We start from the raw sequence: 20,190 nt of genomic DNA, 5'->3' as shown, positions 1-20,190 counted from the left end.
CAGAATGGATTAAATATCCTGCAGACGTTGGTAGAGTAGCTTCTTCACCAGATCCAGGATAAACATCCACAAAATCATATAGAGCCAAACGAGCCCGATAATACGCCAGGGAATAGCAGGTACCAGCCAACCAAATCCACACATTAAAACCGTGAGCGCCTGAGTGCCGACAATAGCGATAAATAACTTCATTGCGGGCAGTGGCTTTGCGAAGAAGGCAGAGCGGGAGCGCACGACAAAAAGTAGTAAGTGACCGCCGGCAACAATTTGTAAAAAAATAATCGTTTGGATCTGAGACTTATCCAGGGGTATCCAGGATTGCCACTGGCTATTTTGAAGCCATTCCATACCAATCAAGAGGAGCCCCATGGTTTGTGCGATAGAAAAAATGCCGATAATGGTCGAACCCAGTAATAAATCACGCATTTCCCAGTGCACTGGCTCTTTAGGCAGCAGGGTGTTGTCGTAGGCAATAGTCATAATGGGGATATCGTCGAGCAGTGCCACTAATACGATCATGACTGGGGTGAGGGGAGAAAAACCGAAGAGGATAGTGGCAAACACCACCACCACCATAATATCCAGGGTCATGGATACCCTAAAGAGCACATAATTAATAATGCGCTCAAAGATCTTGCGTGCTTCGTCGATAGCATCCACTACAGTGGAGAGGCCCGGAGCAGTGAGAATAATCGCCGCTGCGGCACGGGCCGCATCGGTGGCGCCACTAACAGCAATTCCGCAATCAGCTTGTTTTAGGGCAGGCGCATCGTTGACACCGTCGCCGGTCATTGCCACCTGGTGCCCTCTCTCTTGTAAGGCTTTTACGATTGCGTACTTATGCTCGGGGAAAACACGGCCAAAGCCGTCGGCACGTTCAACACAATCGACCACCTGCTTGGATAAGTGGTCCATATTCTCCGAGTCGGTAAAAACATCGGCGGCGGCGTAAATATTCTGCCCAATCCCCACCTGAGCAGCGATTTCTTTGCCGATAGCGACGTCGTCGCCAGTAATCATTTTTACCTGCAGCCCGTGCTCCCTGGCCCGGCTGATGGTTTGTTTGGAATCATCCCGAGGCGGATCTTCTAGAGAGAGGATGCCAAGAAAGTTCCAGCTTTTCCCATCATTGGAACTCGCCACACCCAGGGAGCGTAAACCCCGTGCGGCGAGTTCTTGCACACAGTCTGAGGCTTTCTTTTCATTATCACCACTGAGCTTGCACAATTGCATCACCGCTTGGGGCGCACCTTTGCAATAAAACAAAGAATTTCCACTGTCATCGACTACTTGGGCCTGGGCACGCTTGATTACTGGGTCGAAAGGAGTGAATTCTTTGAGCTGGTAATTATTAAGTGCTTTCTTATCTTTGAGGCCGGCAAAAATTGCCTGATCGATCGGATCACTAGAACCTTTTTCCGAGGCGAGTGCCGCGGCGAGAATTAACTGTTCCGGGCTCTTGGCGACAAATAATTTGGGGTCGTGCAGGCTTAGTTGGTTCTTGGTGAGCGTTCCGGTTTTATCGGAGCAGAGTATATCGACCCCGGCAAGCTCCTCTATGGACTCCAGTCGTGAGACTATGGCTTTTTTTCGGGATAGCGCCAGGGCACCGAGTGCGTTAGTGACAGTGATTACGGAGGGCATTGCAACGGGAATCGAGGCAATTAATAGCACCAGGACTGTGCGTAAAATATTAATAATGTCCGACCAGTGCCAGCTGGGGGCCACTACGATATCCCGATAGAGCTGGGTACCTACCAGTAACAAAGCCAGCACCAGGCACAGCACTATCAGGAAATCGCCAATATGAGTAACGGCTTTTTGCGAGTGGGAGGCGCCTTGGCCGGCACCGGCTACCAGCTTTGCGGTGCGGCCAAAAAAAGTATTACGCCCGGTGCCAATTGTAACGGCGGTCATTTCGCCGCGCTTGGCGATACTACTGGAATAGCCGATGTCTCCTATTTTTTTGCTGACCGGCAATGACTCACCCGTAAGAGCAGCCTGATCGATACTGATGGATTTGCCATCGAAAAAGCGCACATCTGCGGGCACCACCTGGCCGAGTTTGATTCGCACAATATCCCCGGGAACTACATCGGCGGCGTCAATAGTATGAAAACTACCATCGCGCAACACCTCCGCCTGCGGCGCCATGCTGGCCTTGAGCGCGGCCAGAGCATTGGAGGCCTTGTGCTCCTGCCAAAATCCCGCCACCGCGTTGTAAAGTAGTAGCGCCATAATAATGGCGAAGTCAGGCCAGTGACCGATAAGTGCCGATAGCAGGGCGGCGGCTTCGATCATCCAGGGAATGGGCCCCCAAAAAAAACGCAGAAACTTGAGTAGTGCGCTTTGTTCTTTCTCCTGGATGCTATTGGGGCCATAGCGTTGTAGACGTGTCTCGGCCTCGGCCTGGCTTAACCCCTGAGGTGAGGTGTTGAGTGCCTGGTAAATGGAGGGTAAATCGGCTTTCTGCAGGTCAACCTGGGAGCCTTTTAAGTCGGCTTTACTAACGTTTCCGCTTTCGGATTTTGGCCCGGGTATTGGCACGGATCGATTCCGCCTGTTGAAAATAATTTCCCGTCGAATGGTCCGCCTGTTAACGACAGTTGGGGTTAAATACGGCTAATCGTTATTGAATGATTGGGCGGTGCATCCATATTAATTGAACATTATAGGCTGTGATCTGATAGGCACCCGTAGCTAATAATTTTCACCTTGATCAGCTTAAAGACATCCTTTTTTAAAGGTGTCCAGGCTGAAGTCCCAAAAGGCTTTAACGCGTGCTGAATTGCGCATTTGAGGATGAGAGAGTAACCAGAAATGGCTTTGGAACTCTTTAAGCTCGAATACTTTCTTTAGTTTGTAAGGTTGCACCATTTTTTGGTCCCCTTCGGGCAAAATGGCAAAACCCAGTTTTGCATTGGCTGCACCTGCCGCCGCCAATACCGAATTACAGTAAATTACTTTGCGGCTATTCTTAAATATTTTTTCACTCCAGCGACCAATCGGCAAACTCAAACCGCGATAACCAATAATATTCTGCTGCTTAATCTCATCCAGTGTCATTGGACCGCTAACCAAGTCTGGATGGGCAAAAATATGCCAGTTGATATCAAAGAGCTTCTTGGCAATGAGGTTATCCGGAGCGCTAGGTGATCCACGAAAGGCAATGTCCGCCTCCCTCTTCTCCAGTGATAGGTGTTCCGCCGAGTCTATGAGTTCAAATTCAACTTTGGGGTGGTGTAAGCGAAAGGCGGCACAGAGTTTTGGGATCACCTCATAAGAGTAAGAGCCGATTGAGGTAATACGGATAATGCCTTCCATTTCCAGGTTTTTAATGCCGGTATTCAAGGCAATGGCATTGATATTCTCAGCGGCTCTTCTGGCGTGTTCTAAAGCCGCATTCCCTTCGTCTGTGAGGAAATAGCCCTGCCTGTCTGCCACGAAAAGCTGGCAGCCAAGATCTTTTTCCAAGGCCTGCAGACGCCTCCAGGCGGTGGAATGGTTTACCCCCAAGGCTTTGGCTGCACTCTGTAGGGAGCCGTGATCTGCCACGGCTATCAGGTATCGAAGATCGTTCCAGTCCATCATTTTGCATATATGCAATTATAAATTGCATAAATTGATAATTTAGCTGCCAATTTGCAGAGATTATAGTCTCCGCATCATTGATGTTCACTAGCTGGAGAGACTATGAGTCACAAAATTCTTGCCGTTTATGCCTCTGCCTTAGGGGACCATTCGACTTCCAGGTCACTGGCTAAGCACTGGCTGTCACGACAGGCTGCCACTGAAGTCACCGAGTTGGATTTAAGTCTTAACCCGGTTCCGCATTTGAGCGGTGAAATGGTAAGTGCTTTCTTCACCCCTGAGGAACAGAAAAGTGCAGCCCAGAAAGAGCTAACGGAGTATTCGAACAATCTTATTGAACAGGTCAAAAATGCAGATACGGTACTGATTGCAGCACCCATGTATAACTTTGGTAGCCCATCTACTCTGAAAGCTTGGTTTGATCACTTAGCGCGGGCCGGAGTGACTTTTACGTACACAGAAAATGGACCAGAGGGTTTGATTCGAGATACCAAAGTGGTCTTGGTCACGACATCTGGGGGTTTCTATAAAGATTCTGTTATTGATTTTCATGTGCCCTACATCAGGCATTTTCTCTCATTTATTGGCATTGACGATGTCACGGTCATTTATGCCGAAGGGCTGAATATGGGGGATGACCACAAAGAGACGGCCTTAACTCAGGCTAAGGTAGCTCTGGAAGCAATCTGATCTATGAGGCGCACAGCAAAGTAAAATAAAGCAAAGAAAAAAGCCGGCTTTGGGCCGGCGGAGAAGCAGACGTCGAAAGGATAAATGACGTTGCAGAGAGACAGAAAAACCAACTTATAGCCCTGGGAGAGATACTGCCGTTTTTCTGAAATTGGCAGCCGGTGGTTGTTGCCACCAGCTGGTAAAATTTTTTGACGGGCTGTTAAAGTCTGAAATTAATTCCTGAAATTAATTATTGTTTCGCAATACAGCGGCGCCAGCGGCGGGCAAAACCAGCGTGTTTTCTCTCAGCTCCATTGCAAACAGGCCTGGAGTAATATCCTCGGCCCCAAAAAACTCTTGTGGCACAGTGTAGCTTTCCTCAGTGGCGCCTAGGTTCAGGGCGACCAGGTACACTTCCTGTTCTGCGCGGCGCACGAACACCAATAAATCATTGCCGGTATCGAGCACTTCCTGATGTGCGGTTGCCAGGCTTTGGGGTAGTTGCCGGTGCCATTCGATCAATGTACGGAACTGGTTGAGCATAGAGTGCTGGCTGTCTTGCTGCAGATTCACGGCTAAGTTCCGATGACTCTGGGAAATCGGTAACCAGGGTTTCCCGCTGGTGAAGCCGGCTTGATCAGCGGTATCGGTCCAGGGCATAGGCGTGCGGCAGCCATCGCGACCTTTGAACTCGGGCCAAAGGTTAATACCGTAGGGGTCCACCAAATCCTCAAAGGCGATATCCGCTTCCGCCAGACCCAGTTCTTCCCCCTGATACAGGCATACGCTACCGCGCAGTACAAGTTGCATCAGTAGGAACAGGGGCGCGCGCTTTTGCGCTAGCTCCGGACTAAGGCCGCGGTTCCAGCGGGTGATAGAGCGCGGAACATCGTGATTGCTAATGGACCAGCAGGGCCATCCTTTTTCAATTACCGCGCGGTTCTTTTCCAGGGTTTCGCGCAGGAATTGCGCGCTGCAATCCTCGGTTAATAAATCGAAGGAATAGGCCATATGTAGGCGCTGTTCCGTGGTGTAGTCCGCCATGATCTTATGGGTATTATCGTCACCCACTTCGCCCACGGTAACGGTACCCGGGTATTGATCCATCAGCTGGCGCACACGCTGTAAAAACACCAGGTTTTCTGGCTGGGATTTGTCGTTCTTGTGCCATTGGTAATCGTAGTGATTGACCGGCGGCAGTCCTTTTTGATCCAGCTTAAGCGGGCGGGGAGGATTATCGCTGAGGGCCTGTTGGTGGAAGATAAAATTCACCGCATCCAGGCGGAAACCATCCACACCGCGATCCAGCCAGAATTTCATATCCGCCAGCAACTGCGCCTGCACCTCGGGGTTGTGCACATTGAGATCCGGTTGCTCTTTGAGGAAGTTGGCCAGGTAGTATTGGCGGCGGCGGGTACACCAACGCCAGGAGCCACCACCGAAAACAGATACCCAGTTATTGGGTGGGTTGCCATCGGCTTTAGGGTCCTGCCACACATACCAGTCGGCTTTGGGGTTGTCGCGGCTGGAACGGCTCTCCTCGAACCAGGGGTGCTGATCTGAGGTGTGGCTCAGAATTTGATCGATAATAACTTTCAGGCCGCGGGCATGGGCGGCCTCAATTAAGCGGTCGAAGTCCTGCAGATTGCCGAAAATCGGGTCCACATCGCGATAGTCCGCCACGTCATACCCAAAATCCACCATGGGGGATTTAAAGAATGGGGATATCCAAATAGCGTCCACACCGAGGGATTTCACGTAATCCAGCTTCTGGGTGATACCTGGCAGGTCGCCGATACCATCGCCGTTGGCGTCGCAGAAACTGCGGGGGTAAATCTGGTAAATAACGCTGTTGCGCCACCACTCGGTGCTGTTGCCGCTCATGGATTACTGCCTTGTCTCATTATTCGAAGGGTGGGCGGGCCCACTCAGGAAAGGATAGGGTGAGTATGGCGAAGGGCGGAGCCGCGTTCCTCCTCCCCATAGAGGGGGGGAGGGGCTGACCGGGGGGATTTAGAGCAGGAGTAACAAGTTTCGGGAACTGCTCAAATAGAGATGTGCAGAAATCCTGCAGTGGGGTTTTGCGCACATCCCTGTGCCCCGAGCTGCGGCTTATCCTATGGGCGGTCCTGCACCGAGCGCAGCATCTGTTCGGCCAGGGTAATCGCTTCCTGGCGGTCTTTGACATCCAGCTTTTGGTAGAGGCTGCGGATGTGGGTTTTGATGGTACTCGGCGCCACTTTGAAGTGCCTGGCGATACGCTCGTTCGAAAGGCCTGAATGAATAGCGTTTAAAACCTGCCACTCCCTCGGAGTGAGTGGTGAGTGACGCAGAAAATCCGGTACCGCGTCGCTGGCGAGAATCTCGCGAATAATAGTGTCGTCCAGCTCAATACGAATGCCACCGTCCAACTCAGGTTGCTGCTGGGCGAGTTTAATCAGTACTTGGGCCTTGTCGGTGGACGCCTCATCCAAGCCTCGTTCCAGCGCAGCCTTGAGAATCACAATCAGGGGTTTGCCAATTTGTAGAAAGCTGGCGCGAAATCCTCTACCTGCGGCCAGCAGTAGTGCCTCGCTAATGGCCTCCACGGCCTCACCGTGCTGTTCGCGCAGCCACAACAGGTGGGATTCCAGCACACGGTTGCGCAGGCGATCGGTGACTAAATGACACTCTTCCGCGACCTGTTGCAGGCGGCTCAGCAGGCGATTGGCGTCGGACCAGCGGTGCAGTTCGATCAGTGCGCGCACATGGTTGCGGCCGTGACACTGTTCAAAGTGATTACTGGGCCTGTCTGCAACTGGCGCAGCTTGCTCCAACCAGCTGGCAATGGCTTGTTGGTTGTCCAGGGCGCGCCAGGTGCGAATACGCGCGGCATCGGCATTGGCAACCCAGTCGCGGTGGTAGCGCCCATCTGAGAGTAAGCGGTCGATGCGGGCCAGCCACTCCAGCGACTCCTCTTTTTCTCCGCGCGCCTGGGCGAGTTTCAGGAGCAGCGTGTATTCCGGCAGTAGCCAGTGTTCACCCACCTTGCGGTTGATCTGCATTCCCCGCCGGGCCGAGTGCTCGGCGCTCTCCAAATCCCCCTTTTCCCACTGCAGCTGTCCGAGCAGGCGGCAGACAAACTCGGCGATGGGCAGGGTGGAGAGGTGGTGTTTCTGCACCAGGTTGGACACCTTTTTCTGCAGTGAGGCAGATTTTTGTAGAAGCCCCTGGGCGAAGGCAATCTCACTCTGTTGGCAGATGGCCCAGGCGGCGCTGGGAATATCTCCCTCGGCGATGGCCAGGGCCTCCACCTCCAACATATGGGTCGCGGCGGGCTCTAATGCGCCCAGGCAAAAACTGGTCTCACCGGTGACAAGCAGTGCCGAAATCCGCTCGCCTAATTGGTTGGGCTGTAAAAGTCCCAGGGCCTCTTCGGCATACTCTTTGGCCTGCAGGGTCTGGCCGCGAGCGATGGCCACCTGGGCGCGCATGGTGGCGAAGGCCCCTTCAAACTGGCGCCATTGCTGTGGGTCCTGCCGTTGCAGCCAGCTCTCGGCGCTGGCGAGCATTTTTTCGCACTGGTCGTATTCAAAATTCTCCCGCGCCATTTTTGCCGAGAGCAGGGTGAAGCGCGCACTCTGCTGCAACGCCTCACTGCCGAGCCACTCCAGGCAATCACGCAACAAGCGCGACTGCCCGCCGCGCAGCAGTATTTCTCCCTGGCTATCGAGCAGCTGACACAGGCGCTCGCGGTCACTGCCAGCGAGGGCATGGCGCAGGGCTTCCACCGGCTGTTCCATTTCCTGCCAGGAATCACAAGCGAGAGCGTGTAGGTGCAACAGCTGCTCCCGATTGGTGAGCTGGCGCTGCAGGAAGCGGGCGAATACCGGGTGGAAGCGGAACCACTGGCGGCTGGAGTCCTGTGCCTGCAGGAAGAGTCCGCGCCGCGCCGCCTCTTCCAGCAGTTGTTGGCCATCGTTGCGGCCACTCAGGCGTTCCGCCAGCTGGGCATTGACACGGGTGAGGATCGAAGTGCGAGCGAGTAACTCGCGCAGCTCTGGCTCCAGCCTTTCCAGCACTTCTTCGGCCAGATAGTCGAGGATATGGCTGTGGCCCTGCTCCAGTTCCGTCAGGTAGCGGTCTACTTCTTGGCGATCGCGCACCGACAGGGCGAACAGTTGTACCGCCGGTGGCCAACCCTCGCTCAGGTGGTGCAGTTGAGCGGCGCGGTCGCCATCGAGATTAAATGGCAAGCGCTGCTTCAGCAGACGTGCGATCTCTTCGGTATTCAGGGCCAGTTGATCGCTGCCCAGCTCTAATAGGCGGCCTTGTACGCGCAGGGTGGCCAGCCCCAGGGGCGGCTGGCTGCGGCTGGTGAGAAGGACCCCGACGCCTGGTGGTGCGTGGCGTAACAGGAAGCGAGTGACGCTGTGCACCGCCTGGTTGTCGATATGGTGGTAGTCGTCGAGCACTATGCGCAGTTCGCTGGGCAAGCTGCGCAGTTCACCCAGCAGATGACTGATGACAGTTGTTGGATCCGGACTTTGTGGCGCCGCCAATAAGCGACAGGTTTGCGGTACGCCTTTGCCGGTAGCGCGATGCACGCTTTCTACCAGATAACGACAAAACTGGTTCGGTTCATTGTCGCTGGCATCAAGGGTATACCAGGCCATTGGATTTTCCTGCGCCGAGGCCCAGGAAGTGACCAGCGTGGTTTTACCGTAGCCTGCCGGTGCCGTCACAAGCAGCAGCTGGTCGCTGTGGCTGTCGTCGAGCAGTGCCAGTAAGCGCGGGCGCACCAGGGTATGCTCGGGGCAGTCCGGCAGGCTGTATTTGGAAGTTAAAAGCATCGCTGCGGGCAGGATTGTTTTAAATGTCTGATTTTTATACAGGGATATTATGCACTAGCAGAGCGCTTTTGTGACAGATTTGCGCTGAGGATAGGACGACTTGCTGGATTCTCTTTGGCTAATACTAGAAGTGGCTTTGCTTATGACGGTATATTGATCGGCGGATCCAATCAGTCTTACCGATCCAGCCCAAAGAGACAAAACAATCAGAAAGAGACCCTGCGGCCAGTTTTTGGCTTGCGGTGTCCGGTGTCCGGTGTCAGGAACACATCCCTGTGTTCACCGAGACCGGCGTAGAGCTACCCGACAGCGTTATCTGCTTTCCCGGCTGACATTCATTGTCGTAATACACCAACGTTTGTACGCAGTGGGGAATTCTTGGATCACTGGATTATGAAAAAACAGAGTTATTTCCGAAAAAAATTTGGTGAATAACTGATGCCGTCAGGGAAGTAGGTGCGGCTTCGACAACAATAATAAAAAAGAGGGAGTTATGGCCGATATTGTGGTTTTGGCAGCGCCGGCTGTGGATGCCGCACACAGGAACTGTGTAAAGCACTTGTTTTCCATGCTCAGGGAAACCCTGGATGACGACTGGGCGCGCCTTCATTGCGATACTTTTCCTACTGTGGAAGCACTGCCAGGTAATACCCAGCGAGTATTTGAAGATATGCGCAAGTGCGAGGTGGATAGTCTGCGCGCGCGCAAATTCCTGCTCAACACCCTGGCTGAGAACTCGGCGCAATTGGGGGATATCCATAGCCGTAGTGGTCTCTACGAGAGGACCCAGACAGCCATTTATCAAACTCTACAAAAGGCTGCAGCCGCCGCTGGCGATTGCGCTCCGGTGTTGCTTATCAGTCATTCGGCCAGCTGTATTAGCTTGTCCAACTATTTGTGGGATGCCCAGCGGCCCAGCGTTAACCACGGTGTCTGGCGCGATGGCGGGCCAGCCGAGGTGCGCAAGGGCTCCGCGCGGGAGCGCTTTTTGCGCCTGAAAACGCTCAGCCATTGGTATACCCTCGGGGCCGGCACGCCGCTGTGGTTTGGGGCCAAGCAGCGGGATCAGATCCAGGCGGTGGCTACGGCCTCCCGCGGGTATCAATTCCGTTGGAAAAATTTCTACCATCCAGATGACCTGCTCGGCTGGCCCCTAAAGCCTCTCAGCCCCAGTTATAACCAAGCGGTATTTCGGGATTACGCGACAAGGCCACTGTCCGATCCAGACGAGGCCCTGGCCGGTCCGCAGCTACTGCCACCGGAGGATTACTGGCGCAATGAATTGGTGTGGGAGCAGCTCGGCAAGGACCTGAGCACTCTTCTGCAAAACACCAAGCCGAAGGCAGGCGCATCCGCACAGCGATCTCGGCGGGCAGTCGCGGTATAATCGCGGCACTAGCCACTACTCCCGAATAAGGATGGGTTTTACCATGTCGCTGCAATTTCACTCGGTCCCGGTCACTCCTTTTCAGCAGAATTGCACCCTGCTCTGGTGCGAAGACAGCAAGCGTGCCGCAGTGGTGGATCCAGGTGGCGACCTCGACAAAATTCTGGCGGCTGCGCAAGAGCGCGGGCTCAACATTGAGAAAATCCTGCTTACCCACGGTCATCTGGATCACGTGGGTGGTACTGCGGCGCTCTCCAAACAATTACAGTTGCCGGTTGAGGGCCCCCATGAGGGCGATGGTTTCTGGATCGAGCAGTTGCCGGTGCAGGCGCAGATGTTCGGTTTTCCTTCAGTGGAGGTGTTCACCCCGGATCGCTGGTTGCAGCAGGGCGATACCGTGACTGTCGGCGACCAGGAGTTGGAGGTGCATCACTGCCCTGGCCATACCCCGGGACATGTGATCTTTTTCCATCGTCCGAGCAAGTTGGCACTGGTGGGTGATGTGCTATTTGCTGGTTCTATTGGCCGCACCGATTTCCCCCAGGGGGATCACGATACCTTGATTCGTTCGATCACCGAGCGCCTGTGGCCACTGGGTGACGATGTACGCTTTGTCCCGGGTCACGGTCCTATGTCCACTTTTGGTCAGGAGCGTCAGACCAATCCGTTCGTCGCCGATAAACGTTTCGGCTGATAGGCGGTACCGGTAAAACAATAATCCATCGGGAGACCCTTCCCATGCCTGTAAAGCTGAGTGTTTTCCTGTTGATTCTGGCCACTGCTATTAGTGGTTGCGCTGTTATTTCCGAGGCGGATTGCCGCAGTGGGCTCTGGTATGAGCGCGGCCTACATGACGGCGCCCGCGGGCGCTCCCAAGAGCTGGTGTACGATATCGCCAAGGAATGCCAAAGTTACGAAATCTATGTGGACAGCGAGGCTTGGTTGAGGGGCCACGAAGAGGGTGTGGAACAATTTTGTACCGCTGAAAATGGCTACGCTCAGGGACGTCAGGGGCGAAAATATGAGGGCGTATGCACTGGGCCCACCGCAGATATTTTTTTGCAGAATTACCAGCGTGGCCTGGACGACTATCGCGTAGCGCAGGAGTATCGCGATTTATTGTGGCGTCGGGATAATTTAGAACGTGAGCTTTATTCCCTACATCGCGCCCTTAGGCACAGTGATAGCGACAAGCAGAGGCGTGCGCTTTACTTCCAGCACAGCCGACTCGAATGGGAGTTGCGCATGTTGGATTTAGAACTGCACCGCTATGGCCTTTTTGGCCCAGACTATTTCACGCCGGGTTTTTATCCGCGCGGCTTTTTTTCATCCGGTTTTTTTTACTGGTGAATTTAGTGGGCTGATATGGCTAGTCAATTCAGTCATTTCCCCCGATCCCAGTTTGGATTTTCAAGAGAGTTATTCCCATGGCAATTTGGCACGTTACTCCCACCCTGGAAGAGATTAACCGGGGCACCGCCCAGTGTATGCCCGGGTATCTGGGCCTGGAGATTACCGCAATCGGTGAGGATTATCTGGAGGGCAAGTTACCGGTGGATCATCGCACTCGCCAGCCGTTCGGTATTCTACATGGCGGTGCCAATGTGGTGTTGGCGGAAACCCTGGGATCTATCGGTGCCAATCTGCTGGTGGATACCAGTAAGTTTTACTGCGTTGGCCAGGAGATTAATGCCAATCATCTGCGTCCTGTGCCGGAGGGTGAAGTTACTGGCCGGGCCAAGCCGGTACATATCGGGCGCACCAGCCAGGTGTGGGAAATTCTGATTTACGCCCCCAATGGCAAACTGAGTTGTATCTCCCGAATTACCATGGCAGTTGTGGCTCATGCCGCTGGGTAAACTTTACCGGGTTTTATTGAGGCGGTTTTTATGAGTGAAGTGCGGGAATATTTTTTTGAAGATATTCCCTACCGCTTGGTGCGTTCGGCAAGGCGCAAGCGCCTGGGTCTGGTATTGGCTCAATCCGGCGTGGAAGTACGTATTCCTCAGCGCTGCGCTGCCCGCCACGGCCATCAGTTTTTGCAGGAAAATATCCAGTGGGTACGCGCCCAATTGCTCGCTGCCAACCAGCGTGCAGCACAGGTGCCACAATATCGGTTTGAGTTTGGTGAGCACTTTCCTTGGCTGGGTAAAATGCGCCCCTTGGAGCGCGCGTCTAATCGAGGTGGTGCGGCAATCACCGAAGAGGCCATTCATCTCTATACCTTATCGCCAACCCCCACAGCGCAGCAATTACAGGGGGCCCTACAGCGCCTCTACCAGCGCGAGGCGTTGGCCCTGTTAACAGAAAAGTCCCAGCGCTTGGCCGAACAACTGGACTTGCAGTTTTCCACACTGCGAATTCGCCGCACCAAGAGTAAGTGGGGGCACTGCAGTATTCGTGGAGACCTGCAATACAACTGGTTGGTATGCCTGGCACCGGAACCGGTGGTGGATTATCTGGTGGCCCATGAGGTCAGCCATTTGCGTCACCATAATCACGGCCGCGATTTTTGGCTGCTGGTACAGAGTGTTTGCCCTCGCTATAAGGAGCTACGCCGCTGGTTGCGCGATAATGGCCACCGCCTCACGGTATAGACTTTACCGACAGGTCCCATTGATTTCAGATGTTTTGAATATTCAGTAATTTCCTATGAGCAGAAAACCGCGTTTTATCACTCCGCGTAAGACGGTAAAAAAATCTTTGCCCACCCAGGCAGAAGCCTGTGTGGAAAAATTTAGCCACGATATGCGCGGTCTTGCCCGTGTGGGTAAAAAAACAGTATTTATCGATAACGCCCTGCCTGGTGAAGAAGTGCGTTTTCGTTATAGCACTCATCGGGCTCGCTTCGATGAAGGTGTTACCAGTGAGATAATTCAGGCTTCGCCACTGCGCTGTGAACCGCGCTGCCCCCATGTGTCCCTGTGCGGGGGCTGCTCCCTGCAACACCTGCAGGCCGATGCGCAAATTGTCGAAAAACAAAAAATCTTGTTGGATCAGCTGGCCCGTTTTGGTGGTATTAAACCTGAGGAAATTTTGCCTCCACTACTAGCAGAACCTTACGGCTACCGGCGCAAGGCGCGTATCGGTATTCGCCTGGTGAAATCGGCAAAAGGTAAAAAACTCGTTTTTGGTTTTCGCAAAAAGCGCAGCAACGATTTGACCGATATCAATGAGTGCCATGTTTTGCACCCCTCCATCGCTCAACATATTCCCGCGTTGAAGCTACTGGTGGCGGAGAGCGAGGGGCGCGCGCACTTTTCCCAGTTGGAAGCGGCGGTCGGTGATGATGTGGCGGCCTTAGTGTTACGACACCTGCAGCCTTTATCGGAAAGGGATCGACAGCGCTGGCAAGACTTCGCTAAATCATCAGGTATACACATGTATATACAACCTGGTGATGCGGCTTCGATTCAGCCTCTGTGGCCACAGAATGGCGAGAATTACCTCAGTTATCGTCTGCCGGAATTTGACCTGAGCCTGCACTTCCAGCCAATGGATTTCTTCCAGGTGAATTTCGAGGTCAACCGACAGATGGTGAGTCGGGCTGTGCAGTTATTGGACCCGCAACCCGGCGAGAGGGTGTTGGATCTTTTCTGCGGATTGGGAAATTTCACCCTGCCATTGGCACGCCGCGCCGGGGAGGTCATCGGTATCGAAGGCCTGGGTGCTCTCACTCAAAGGGGCAAGGATAATGCCGAAATTAATGGGCTGAACAATGTGCGCTTTCACACTGCCGACCTGAACGAGGAAATGGTGAAAAAGGCCTGGGCCAGCGACGGCTTTGATAAAATTTTGCTGGACCCACCGCGCGATGGCGCCCTGCAGGCGGTGCGTGGTATCGCCCGTTTCAAGGCGCAGAAAATTGTTTACGTATCTTGTAACCCGGCGACTCTGGCGAGGGATGCGGGAGAATTGACGCAGCTGGGTTACCGCCTTAAGCAGGTCTGTGTTATGGATATGTTTCCGCAAACAGCCCATGTGGAATCCATGGCGGTATTTGAGCTGGATTCCTAAAGCCATTTATTCAATTTTTTTCCGTCTCTGTGTGTCATTTAAAAAGTCCTGAGGAGCGGAGGTAAAGCAGTTTTACCTGATGCCAGAGCAGTGGCCTGTGCGTTGGTGCGGGGGGCAAACTGGCGTAAACTGCTGGCAAACTTATCAAGCGAAGATGTTATGCAAAGCGAACCCTTAACTGATGATTTTGAAGAAAACTGCGCACGTTTTTTGCCAGAGGCAGCCGAACAGGGCTGCGTCTGGGCGCTGCAGGGGGAAGAGGGCTTTGCGTTGTGCGAATCCGAAAAGCGCCCACAGACCGAAGTGATGCCCTTTTGGTCCCAGCGGGAATTTGCCCAGGCACACTGTGAGGGCGATTGGGCGGAATACCAGGCAGTAGCTATCGACCTGGAAGAATTTATGGATGACTGGCTCACCGGTATGCACGAGGATGTACTGCTGGTGGGGCTGAACTGGAACAATGAGCTGGAAGGTGTGGAGCTGGAACCCATCGACCTGCTGGAGCAATTGGAGCAGGAGCTGCAATAAGCTGCGCCATAGTGCCCTACCCAGCGGATAAAAATTAAACAACGGGGTGTCTTAATGGAGCAGTTTCTTGGCCTGAGTACAGTAATTTACGGTGTAACAGATATTGCAGAGGCCCGTGCCTGGTATGCGCAGCTGCTGCAGAAGGAGCCCTATTTCGATAGCGATTGCTATGTGGGTTTTCATCTCGGCCATTGTGAACTGGGCCTGAATCCGGATGCGCGCAGCGCGATCAGCCGCGCGGATGGGGTGATCGCCTACTGGGCGGTAGCGGATATGGCCGCACAGGTCGAGCGTCTTGGAGCCATGGGTGCGCGACAACACAGCGATGTGGTGGATGTTGGCGAGGGCGTACTGATGGCGAGTTTTCTCGATCCTTACGGCAATATTATTGGCCTGATTGAGCAATCCCAGGCCGTGTCGGAGGATTCGAACCAGTAAACGGAGCAGTCCCCGTGAACAAACCACCAGTTTCCAGTTTTCGAAAATCTCCTGATAGCTTTGCCGCAGAGAGCCTTGCCCAAATTGGCCGTGGCTATGTGGCGCCAGACAGAGTCGCTCTGATTACGGGATGTTCCAGTGGTATTGGTCGCGAGCTGGCCCTGGCCTTGCATCGCCGCGGTACTATTGTTATCGCTACGGCGCGACGCCCGGAAAGCCTGCAGGAACTGGCGGACCTGGGCATCGCTACCGAAGCTTTGGATGTTAATAGCCAGGCAGATATTAACCGGGTGCTACACGCTCTCAAGGCCGCCTACGGTCGCCTGGATATATTGATCAACAACGCCGGTTACGGGCAGATGGGCCCGCTGATGGAGCTGGATACCCGCTCCCTGGAAAATCAATTTCGCACCAATGTATTTGCACCGCTGGCACTGGCGCGCGCTAGTGTGCCGTTGATGCGCTCGTGCAAGAGTGCTGTAATTTGTAATATCGGTTCCGTATCCGGTGTTTTGGCTACCCCTTTCTCTGGGGCCTACTGCGCTTCCAAAGCGGCCCTGCACACACTCTCGGAAGTCTTGCGCCTGGAACTGAAACCTTTTGGCATTCGCGTAATGACAGTGCAACCCGGGGCTATTGCCTCGGAGTTCGGCCGCCACGCGGAAGTATCACTGCGCGGTCTCCTGCCTCCGGATTCAATGTATAAGCGCCAGGAGGAGGTGGTGCGCGCCCGCGCACAGGAATCTCAACAAAATGCCACCCTGGCCAGTTCCCTGGCACGCAAGTTGGTACGTGAACTACTACGTAAACGGCCGCGCACACTGGTGCGTATCGGCAATCGCAGCCGCCTGTTGCCCTGGCTTGCGCGCTGGTTACCGCATAAATTGCGGGACTGGATTTTATTGCGCCGTTTCAAGTTAAACCGTTTGGCGCACAAGGTATAAGTGAGGCTTAGGACTGCCTCCCCGGTGTTTTTCATTTGAGTGATTAATTACTTTTCTGCTCGATGCATTACTAAAATTATCCACAAAAAATTTTTAGCCATTAACTAACAGTCGCGCCTGTGATTCAGCCAGTCCTTCACTTCTGAAAAACTACCGCGAAATAGGATAGGGCTGTCACGCTTTTCCATCAGGTGGTTGTAACCACCATCGTAATATTCTCGCAATAAACACATCACCAGTGGAATATAGGCCTCACTGTTTCCACTCTGTTGTAATTCTCGATTTGCATCCATAAGTTGTGCATCCAATGTTTGATGGCGTAATCCACCGAGGCGCTTGCGGATTTTACTCAGGTTGTTGCGCAGTTCTTCTCCCAATGTCGCTGCGGAGTTGCCAGCAGTTTTAAAGCGCGGCAGGGCCTCACACACATAATCTTGCACAATACGCCGGGCTCGTTGCTCCAGCGGTTCCTCCACCAGGACTCTGGGAGCGCTTTTCATGGCATTTTGTAATACTGGGGGCAGGGCACAGCGGCCAATAAGCCGGCTTTCATCCTCGATAAAAACTGGTCCGGTAGCTTGCGACAGCTTGAGTAAATCGATACCCACTTGGTTTTCAAAATCAATTTGAGAAGGCTGATCACAACCCGTACGGCCAAAGCTGGAGCCGCGGTGCCTGGCAATTCCCTCCAGATCGAGTGCCCGTTCTGCACCCTGAATTAACTCTGTCTTACCACTGCCGGTGTGACCGGCAATAACGATCAGCGGCAGCTCTTGGCTCAGGCCTTCCAACTTGCTGAGCAGATAGGTGCGCATAGCCTTGTAGCCACCATCAATCAGTGGATAATCAATTCCCACATCTCGCAATAATTGCTGTGTAGTGCGCGAGCGCAGGCCGCCACGAAAACAGTAAAGGTAACCCTGGGGGTGGCGATGAATAAATGTACTCCAAGCGTTGAGCCTATGCTCTACGACTTTATCCGTGGCTAGTTGCCATCCCAAATCAATAGCGGCCTGTTGCCCCTGCTGTTTGTACTCGGTACCAATTAACTCCCGTTGTTGGTCGTCTAATAACGGGTAGTTTTCTGCATGGGGAAATGCACCGCGCTGAAACTCCACCGGTGCTCGTACATCCATTAGCGGAATATCGTGTAGGAATAGATCACGGTAATTCGTAGTATTTTTACGCAAGGAGGGTCTCCAATATTGCTGTGGAGAGCTTCACTCATTAATGAGGGCTGACCACTCTGAGGCTCTTATAGAGTTAATCAAAGAAACTTTGGTCGATTGTAAGGCTTTTGCTTGTTTGTACGCCAATCCACTTTAGCGGTTAATCGAATAAAATGGCTCCAGGGTATGTCACCACCAATAATTGAGGAGCTAGTAGAGCATTAGTCGCGAGTACTTGTGGCTAATTAGCTGAAGGTGTATGTAACGCTTTGGGTTAATTTAGGGCAGGGCCCTTTATGCTCAATTAATAAATAAGAAGAAAAGATATGGCTAATAATAGGGTGAGAATTTCAATAGGGAGCAGTTATTAATAATTTGGTATCCGTTATGGTTTGGATATCATAATTTTTGGTGAAATTTGACGCCACTAAAATACCTGGGCAGAAAATATCTCCGGATATTCCAATATTTTTATCTAATTTTACACTTTGCCCTATTAGCATAAGTCCAATTAAAATTTTCCTTAATTGTAATAATAAATATAGATTTCCTATTGGTCCATAAAACTATTGGAAGATTGCTCTCGACTTCCATTGAAACCGAGCCATTGAACTTGGTTGGCGCAAATTATGCCTCTAAACGATCAGTGAAGAGTGGTCTTCCGGCGCCTTTATTCCCGTCAATACCTTATCCTTGTATACCCTGAATGAGTTGCCCCGTGGAATTCTTCACGAGTGCTACATTCAGGAAATACGTATTTATGACCCTAGATCAGTTGCTTATTCTAATCATTATCGCGATTACGATAGCGCTGTTTATCTGGGGGCCTTGGCGCCACGATATGGTGGCGCTCTCTTCCCTGCTCGCTTGTGTGTTTTTTGGATTAATTCCCCCTGAAAAAGCATTTGCTGGATTTGGTCATCCGGCAGTGGTCACTGTGACCTGCGTGCTGATCCTCAGTCGTGGCCTGCAGAATACCGGAGCTATGGGAGCCCTGGCCCAGCGGGTAGTGCCTCGAAGCGGCAATATCACAGTATCAATGTTACTCCTGACTGGGCTCGGTGCTCTTCTATCAGGGTTTATGAACAATGTGGGGGCTTTGGCGCTGTTGATGCCGGTAGCGGCGGATATGGCGGAAAAACAGGGCCTGGCTCCGGGTAAGGTGCTAATGCCCTTGTCTTTCGCCACGATACTCGGTGGCATGACTACCCTGATTGGCACGCCGCCAAACCTGGTGGTCTCCGGTTTCCGCGACAGCGCCGGGGCGGGCAGTTACGGAATGTTCGATTTCACCCCGGTGGGCTTGGCAGTGACCCTGGTTGGCCTGCTCTTTATCGGTCTGCTTGGCTGGCGCCTGGTGCCAGGTCGCGGCCAAGCGGGTGCGTCCAGTTTCGATACCGGGACCTACCTCACCGAGGCACTGGTTGGGGAAAAGAGCGCGGCAGTAGGTAAGAGCCTGGGTGAAATTGGCAAGGTATTGGGGGCTGAGGATGCACAGGTAGTCGGGTTGGTGCAAAGCGATGCTCGGGTAGCGGCAGTAGCGCCCTGGCAGCGGATACAAAGCGGGGACATTCTGGTAATCGAGGCAGAGCCGGCATCCTTAGCAGCGAGTCTTACCAGGCTTGGACTCACCATGGTTGGTGGGGCTGAGACAGAAAAAGACAAGAAAGTGGTTGTACAGCTGGGAGGGGCAAAGCCGCTGCAGGACGAGGATTCTCGGGATAAGAGTAAGGAAAAGAGCGTCCCCGCCGGTGAGGAAATGCAGTTACGCGAACTGGTTGTAATGCCCAATTCTATTTTGGTGGGGCGTTCGACTCAGTTTTTGCACCTTTCGACCAACTATCAGATTAATCTGCTGGCCCTCTCCCGGCGGGGGCGCCGATCGGTGAAGCGCCTGCGTTCTACGCCGTTACAGGCGGGCGATGCCCTGCTGATGATGGGCCCGGATAACCATCTCAATAGGTTTGCCCGGGAACAGGGCTGCGTGCCTCTGGCTCAGCGGGATATCGGCATGCCGAACAAGGAGAAGGCAGTCATTGCCCTGCTTGCTATGGCATTGGGAGTTGCGGGTGCAGCCTTTGGACTGGTCCCCGCAGCGGTCTCATTTGCTACCTGTGTGCTGGCTTTTATGGCACTCAAGGTTGTGCCGCTGCGAAACATTTACGAGGCCTTGGATGGCTCTGTGATTGTTTTGTTGGGCACATTGATTGCTGTGGCCGAGGTGATGGAAAGTACAGGGGCGGCGGACTTGGTGGCACAGGTGCTGCTGGATAGTTTGGCTCAGGGTAGTTCGGTATTAGCTCTGGTGTTGATATTGATCGTTACCATGACATTGTCGGACTTTATGAACAATGTAGCTACTGCGGCGGTGATGTGTTCAATTGCCATTAGTACCGCTGAACAACTGGCGGTGAATCCGGACAGCTTTCTAATGGCTGTGGCCATCGGCTCATCCTGCGCTTTTCTAACCCCGGTCGGCCACCAGAACAATACCTTGATTCTGGGGCCGGGGGGGTTCGATTTTGGTGATTATTGGCGCATGGGGCTGCCCCTGGAGATACTGGTGGTGCTTGTAAGTATCCCCATGTTGCTGTGGGTATGGCCGCTCTAAG

The 20,190-nt window shown here is 53.3% G+C and carries 16 protein-coding genes; 11 read left to right on the top strand and 5 right to left on the bottom strand.

All coding sequences use genetic code 11. From position 1 onward, the window contains the following. Positions 1–9: 9 nt before the first annotated feature. Both ACJJI0_RS12875 and ACJJI0_RS12870 read right to left on the bottom strand, forming a co-directional pair. Positions 10–2,547, bottom strand: a complete 2,538-nt coding sequence (locus ACJJI0_RS12875; RefSeq protein WP_444882895.1) for a plasma-membrane proton-efflux P-type ATPase — start codon at positions 2,545–2,547, stop codon at positions 10–12. A gap of 177 nt (positions 2,548–2,724) precedes the next feature. After that, positions 2,725–3,591: a LysR family transcriptional regulator gene (locus tag ACJJI0_RS12870; protein ID WP_444882894.1), complete on the bottom strand. Its 867-nt coding sequence runs from the start codon at positions 3,589–3,591 to the stop codon at positions 2,725–2,727. Positions 3,592–3,693: 102 nt separating this feature from the next. On the opposite strand from ACJJI0_RS12870, the gene ACJJI0_RS12865 reads away from it, so the two are divergent. Next, positions 3,694–4,281, top strand: a complete 588-nt coding sequence (locus ACJJI0_RS12865) for an FMN-dependent NADH-azoreductase (RefSeq protein ID WP_444882893.1) — start codon at positions 3,694–3,696, stop codon at positions 4,279–4,281. Positions 4,282–4,509: 228 nt separating this feature from the next. Here the strand turns inward: ACJJI0_RS12865 and ACJJI0_RS12860 are convergent, their stop codons facing one another. Both ACJJI0_RS12860 and malT read right to left on the bottom strand, forming a co-directional pair. Beyond that, positions 4,510–6,147 carry an alpha-amylase family glycosyl hydrolase gene (locus ACJJI0_RS12860; RefSeq protein WP_444882892.1) on the bottom strand — a complete coding sequence of 546 codons (1,638 nt, stop codon included), beginning with the start codon at positions 6,145–6,147 and terminating at the stop codon, positions 4,510–4,512. A gap of 233 nt (positions 6,148–6,380) precedes the next feature. Beyond that, entirely contained in the window at positions 6,381–9,095 is a 2,715-nt protein-coding gene (gene malT / locus ACJJI0_RS12855; protein ID WP_444882891.1) for an HTH-type transcriptional regulator MalT, read from the bottom strand. A gap of 493 nt (positions 9,096–9,588) precedes the next feature. On the opposite strand from malT, the gene ACJJI0_RS12850 reads away from it, so the two are divergent. From ACJJI0_RS12850 to ACJJI0_RS12810, 9 genes are all read left to right on the top strand, one after another. Next, positions 9,589–10,482, top strand: coding sequence for a hypothetical protein (locus tag ACJJI0_RS12850; protein WP_444882890.1), 894 nt, complete (start codon positions 9,589–9,591; stop codon positions 10,480–10,482). Positions 10,483–10,525: 43 nt separating this feature from the next. Continuing rightward, on the top strand, positions 10,526–11,176 hold the full coding sequence (locus ACJJI0_RS12845) for an MBL fold metallo-hydrolase (protein ID WP_444882889.1): 651 nt from the start codon (positions 10,526–10,528) through the stop codon (positions 11,174–11,176). 44 nt (positions 11,177–11,220) lie between these two features. Continuing rightward, positions 11,221–11,832, top strand: a complete 612-nt coding sequence (locus ACJJI0_RS12840; protein WP_444882888.1) for a DUF2799 domain-containing protein — start codon at positions 11,221–11,223, stop codon at positions 11,830–11,832. A gap of 77 nt (positions 11,833–11,909) precedes the next feature. After that, positions 11,910–12,341: a hotdog fold thioesterase gene (locus tag ACJJI0_RS12835; RefSeq protein ID WP_152455066.1), complete on the top strand. Its 432-nt coding sequence runs from the start codon at positions 11,910–11,912 to the stop codon at positions 12,339–12,341. Between the two features lie 30 nt (positions 12,342–12,371). Continuing rightward, positions 12,372–13,079, top strand: coding sequence for a M48 family metallopeptidase (locus tag ACJJI0_RS12830; protein WP_444882887.1), 708 nt, complete (start codon positions 12,372–12,374; stop codon positions 13,077–13,079). Positions 13,080–13,134: 55 nt separating this feature from the next. After that, positions 13,135–14,499 (top strand): 23S rRNA (uracil(1939)-C(5))-methyltransferase RlmD, encoded by a 1,365-nt coding sequence (rlmD, locus tag ACJJI0_RS12825; protein WP_444882886.1) that lies wholly within the window; start codon positions 13,135–13,137, stop codon positions 14,497–14,499. A 159-nt stretch (positions 14,500–14,658) separates the two neighbouring features. Continuing rightward, on the top strand, positions 14,659–15,027 hold the full coding sequence (locus ACJJI0_RS12820; RefSeq protein ID WP_252086029.1) for a DUF2750 domain-containing protein: 369 nt from the start codon (positions 14,659–14,661) through the stop codon (positions 15,025–15,027). A gap of 54 nt (positions 15,028–15,081) precedes the next feature. Further along, a complete protein-coding gene (locus tag ACJJI0_RS12815) occupies positions 15,082–15,465 on the top strand; it encodes a VOC family protein (RefSeq protein WP_444882885.1) in 384 nt (127 codons plus the stop codon). A 14-nt stretch (positions 15,466–15,479) separates the two neighbouring features. Continuing rightward, complete coding sequence (locus ACJJI0_RS12810; RefSeq protein ID WP_444882884.1) at positions 15,480–16,409, top strand: SDR family oxidoreductase; 930 nt, start codon at positions 15,480–15,482, stop codon at positions 16,407–16,409. A 104-nt stretch (positions 16,410–16,513) separates the two neighbouring features. Here the strand turns inward: ACJJI0_RS12810 and mnmH are convergent, their stop codons facing one another. Continuing rightward, entirely contained in the window at positions 16,514–17,599 is a 1,086-nt protein-coding gene (gene mnmH / locus ACJJI0_RS12805; RefSeq protein ID WP_444882883.1) for a tRNA 2-selenouridine(34) synthase MnmH, read from the bottom strand. Between the two features lie 739 nt (positions 17,600–18,338). On the opposite strand from mnmH, the gene ACJJI0_RS12800 reads away from it, so the two are divergent. Next, entirely contained in the window at positions 18,339–20,189 is a 1,851-nt protein-coding gene (locus ACJJI0_RS12800; RefSeq protein WP_444882882.1) for an SLC13 family permease, read from the top strand. Position 20,190: the final 1 nt, after the last annotated feature.

It is taken from the genome of Microbulbifer mixtoriginis (SeqCode), assembly GCF_052466695.1.
This window is presented reverse-complemented; position numbering and strand designations above follow the sequence as displayed.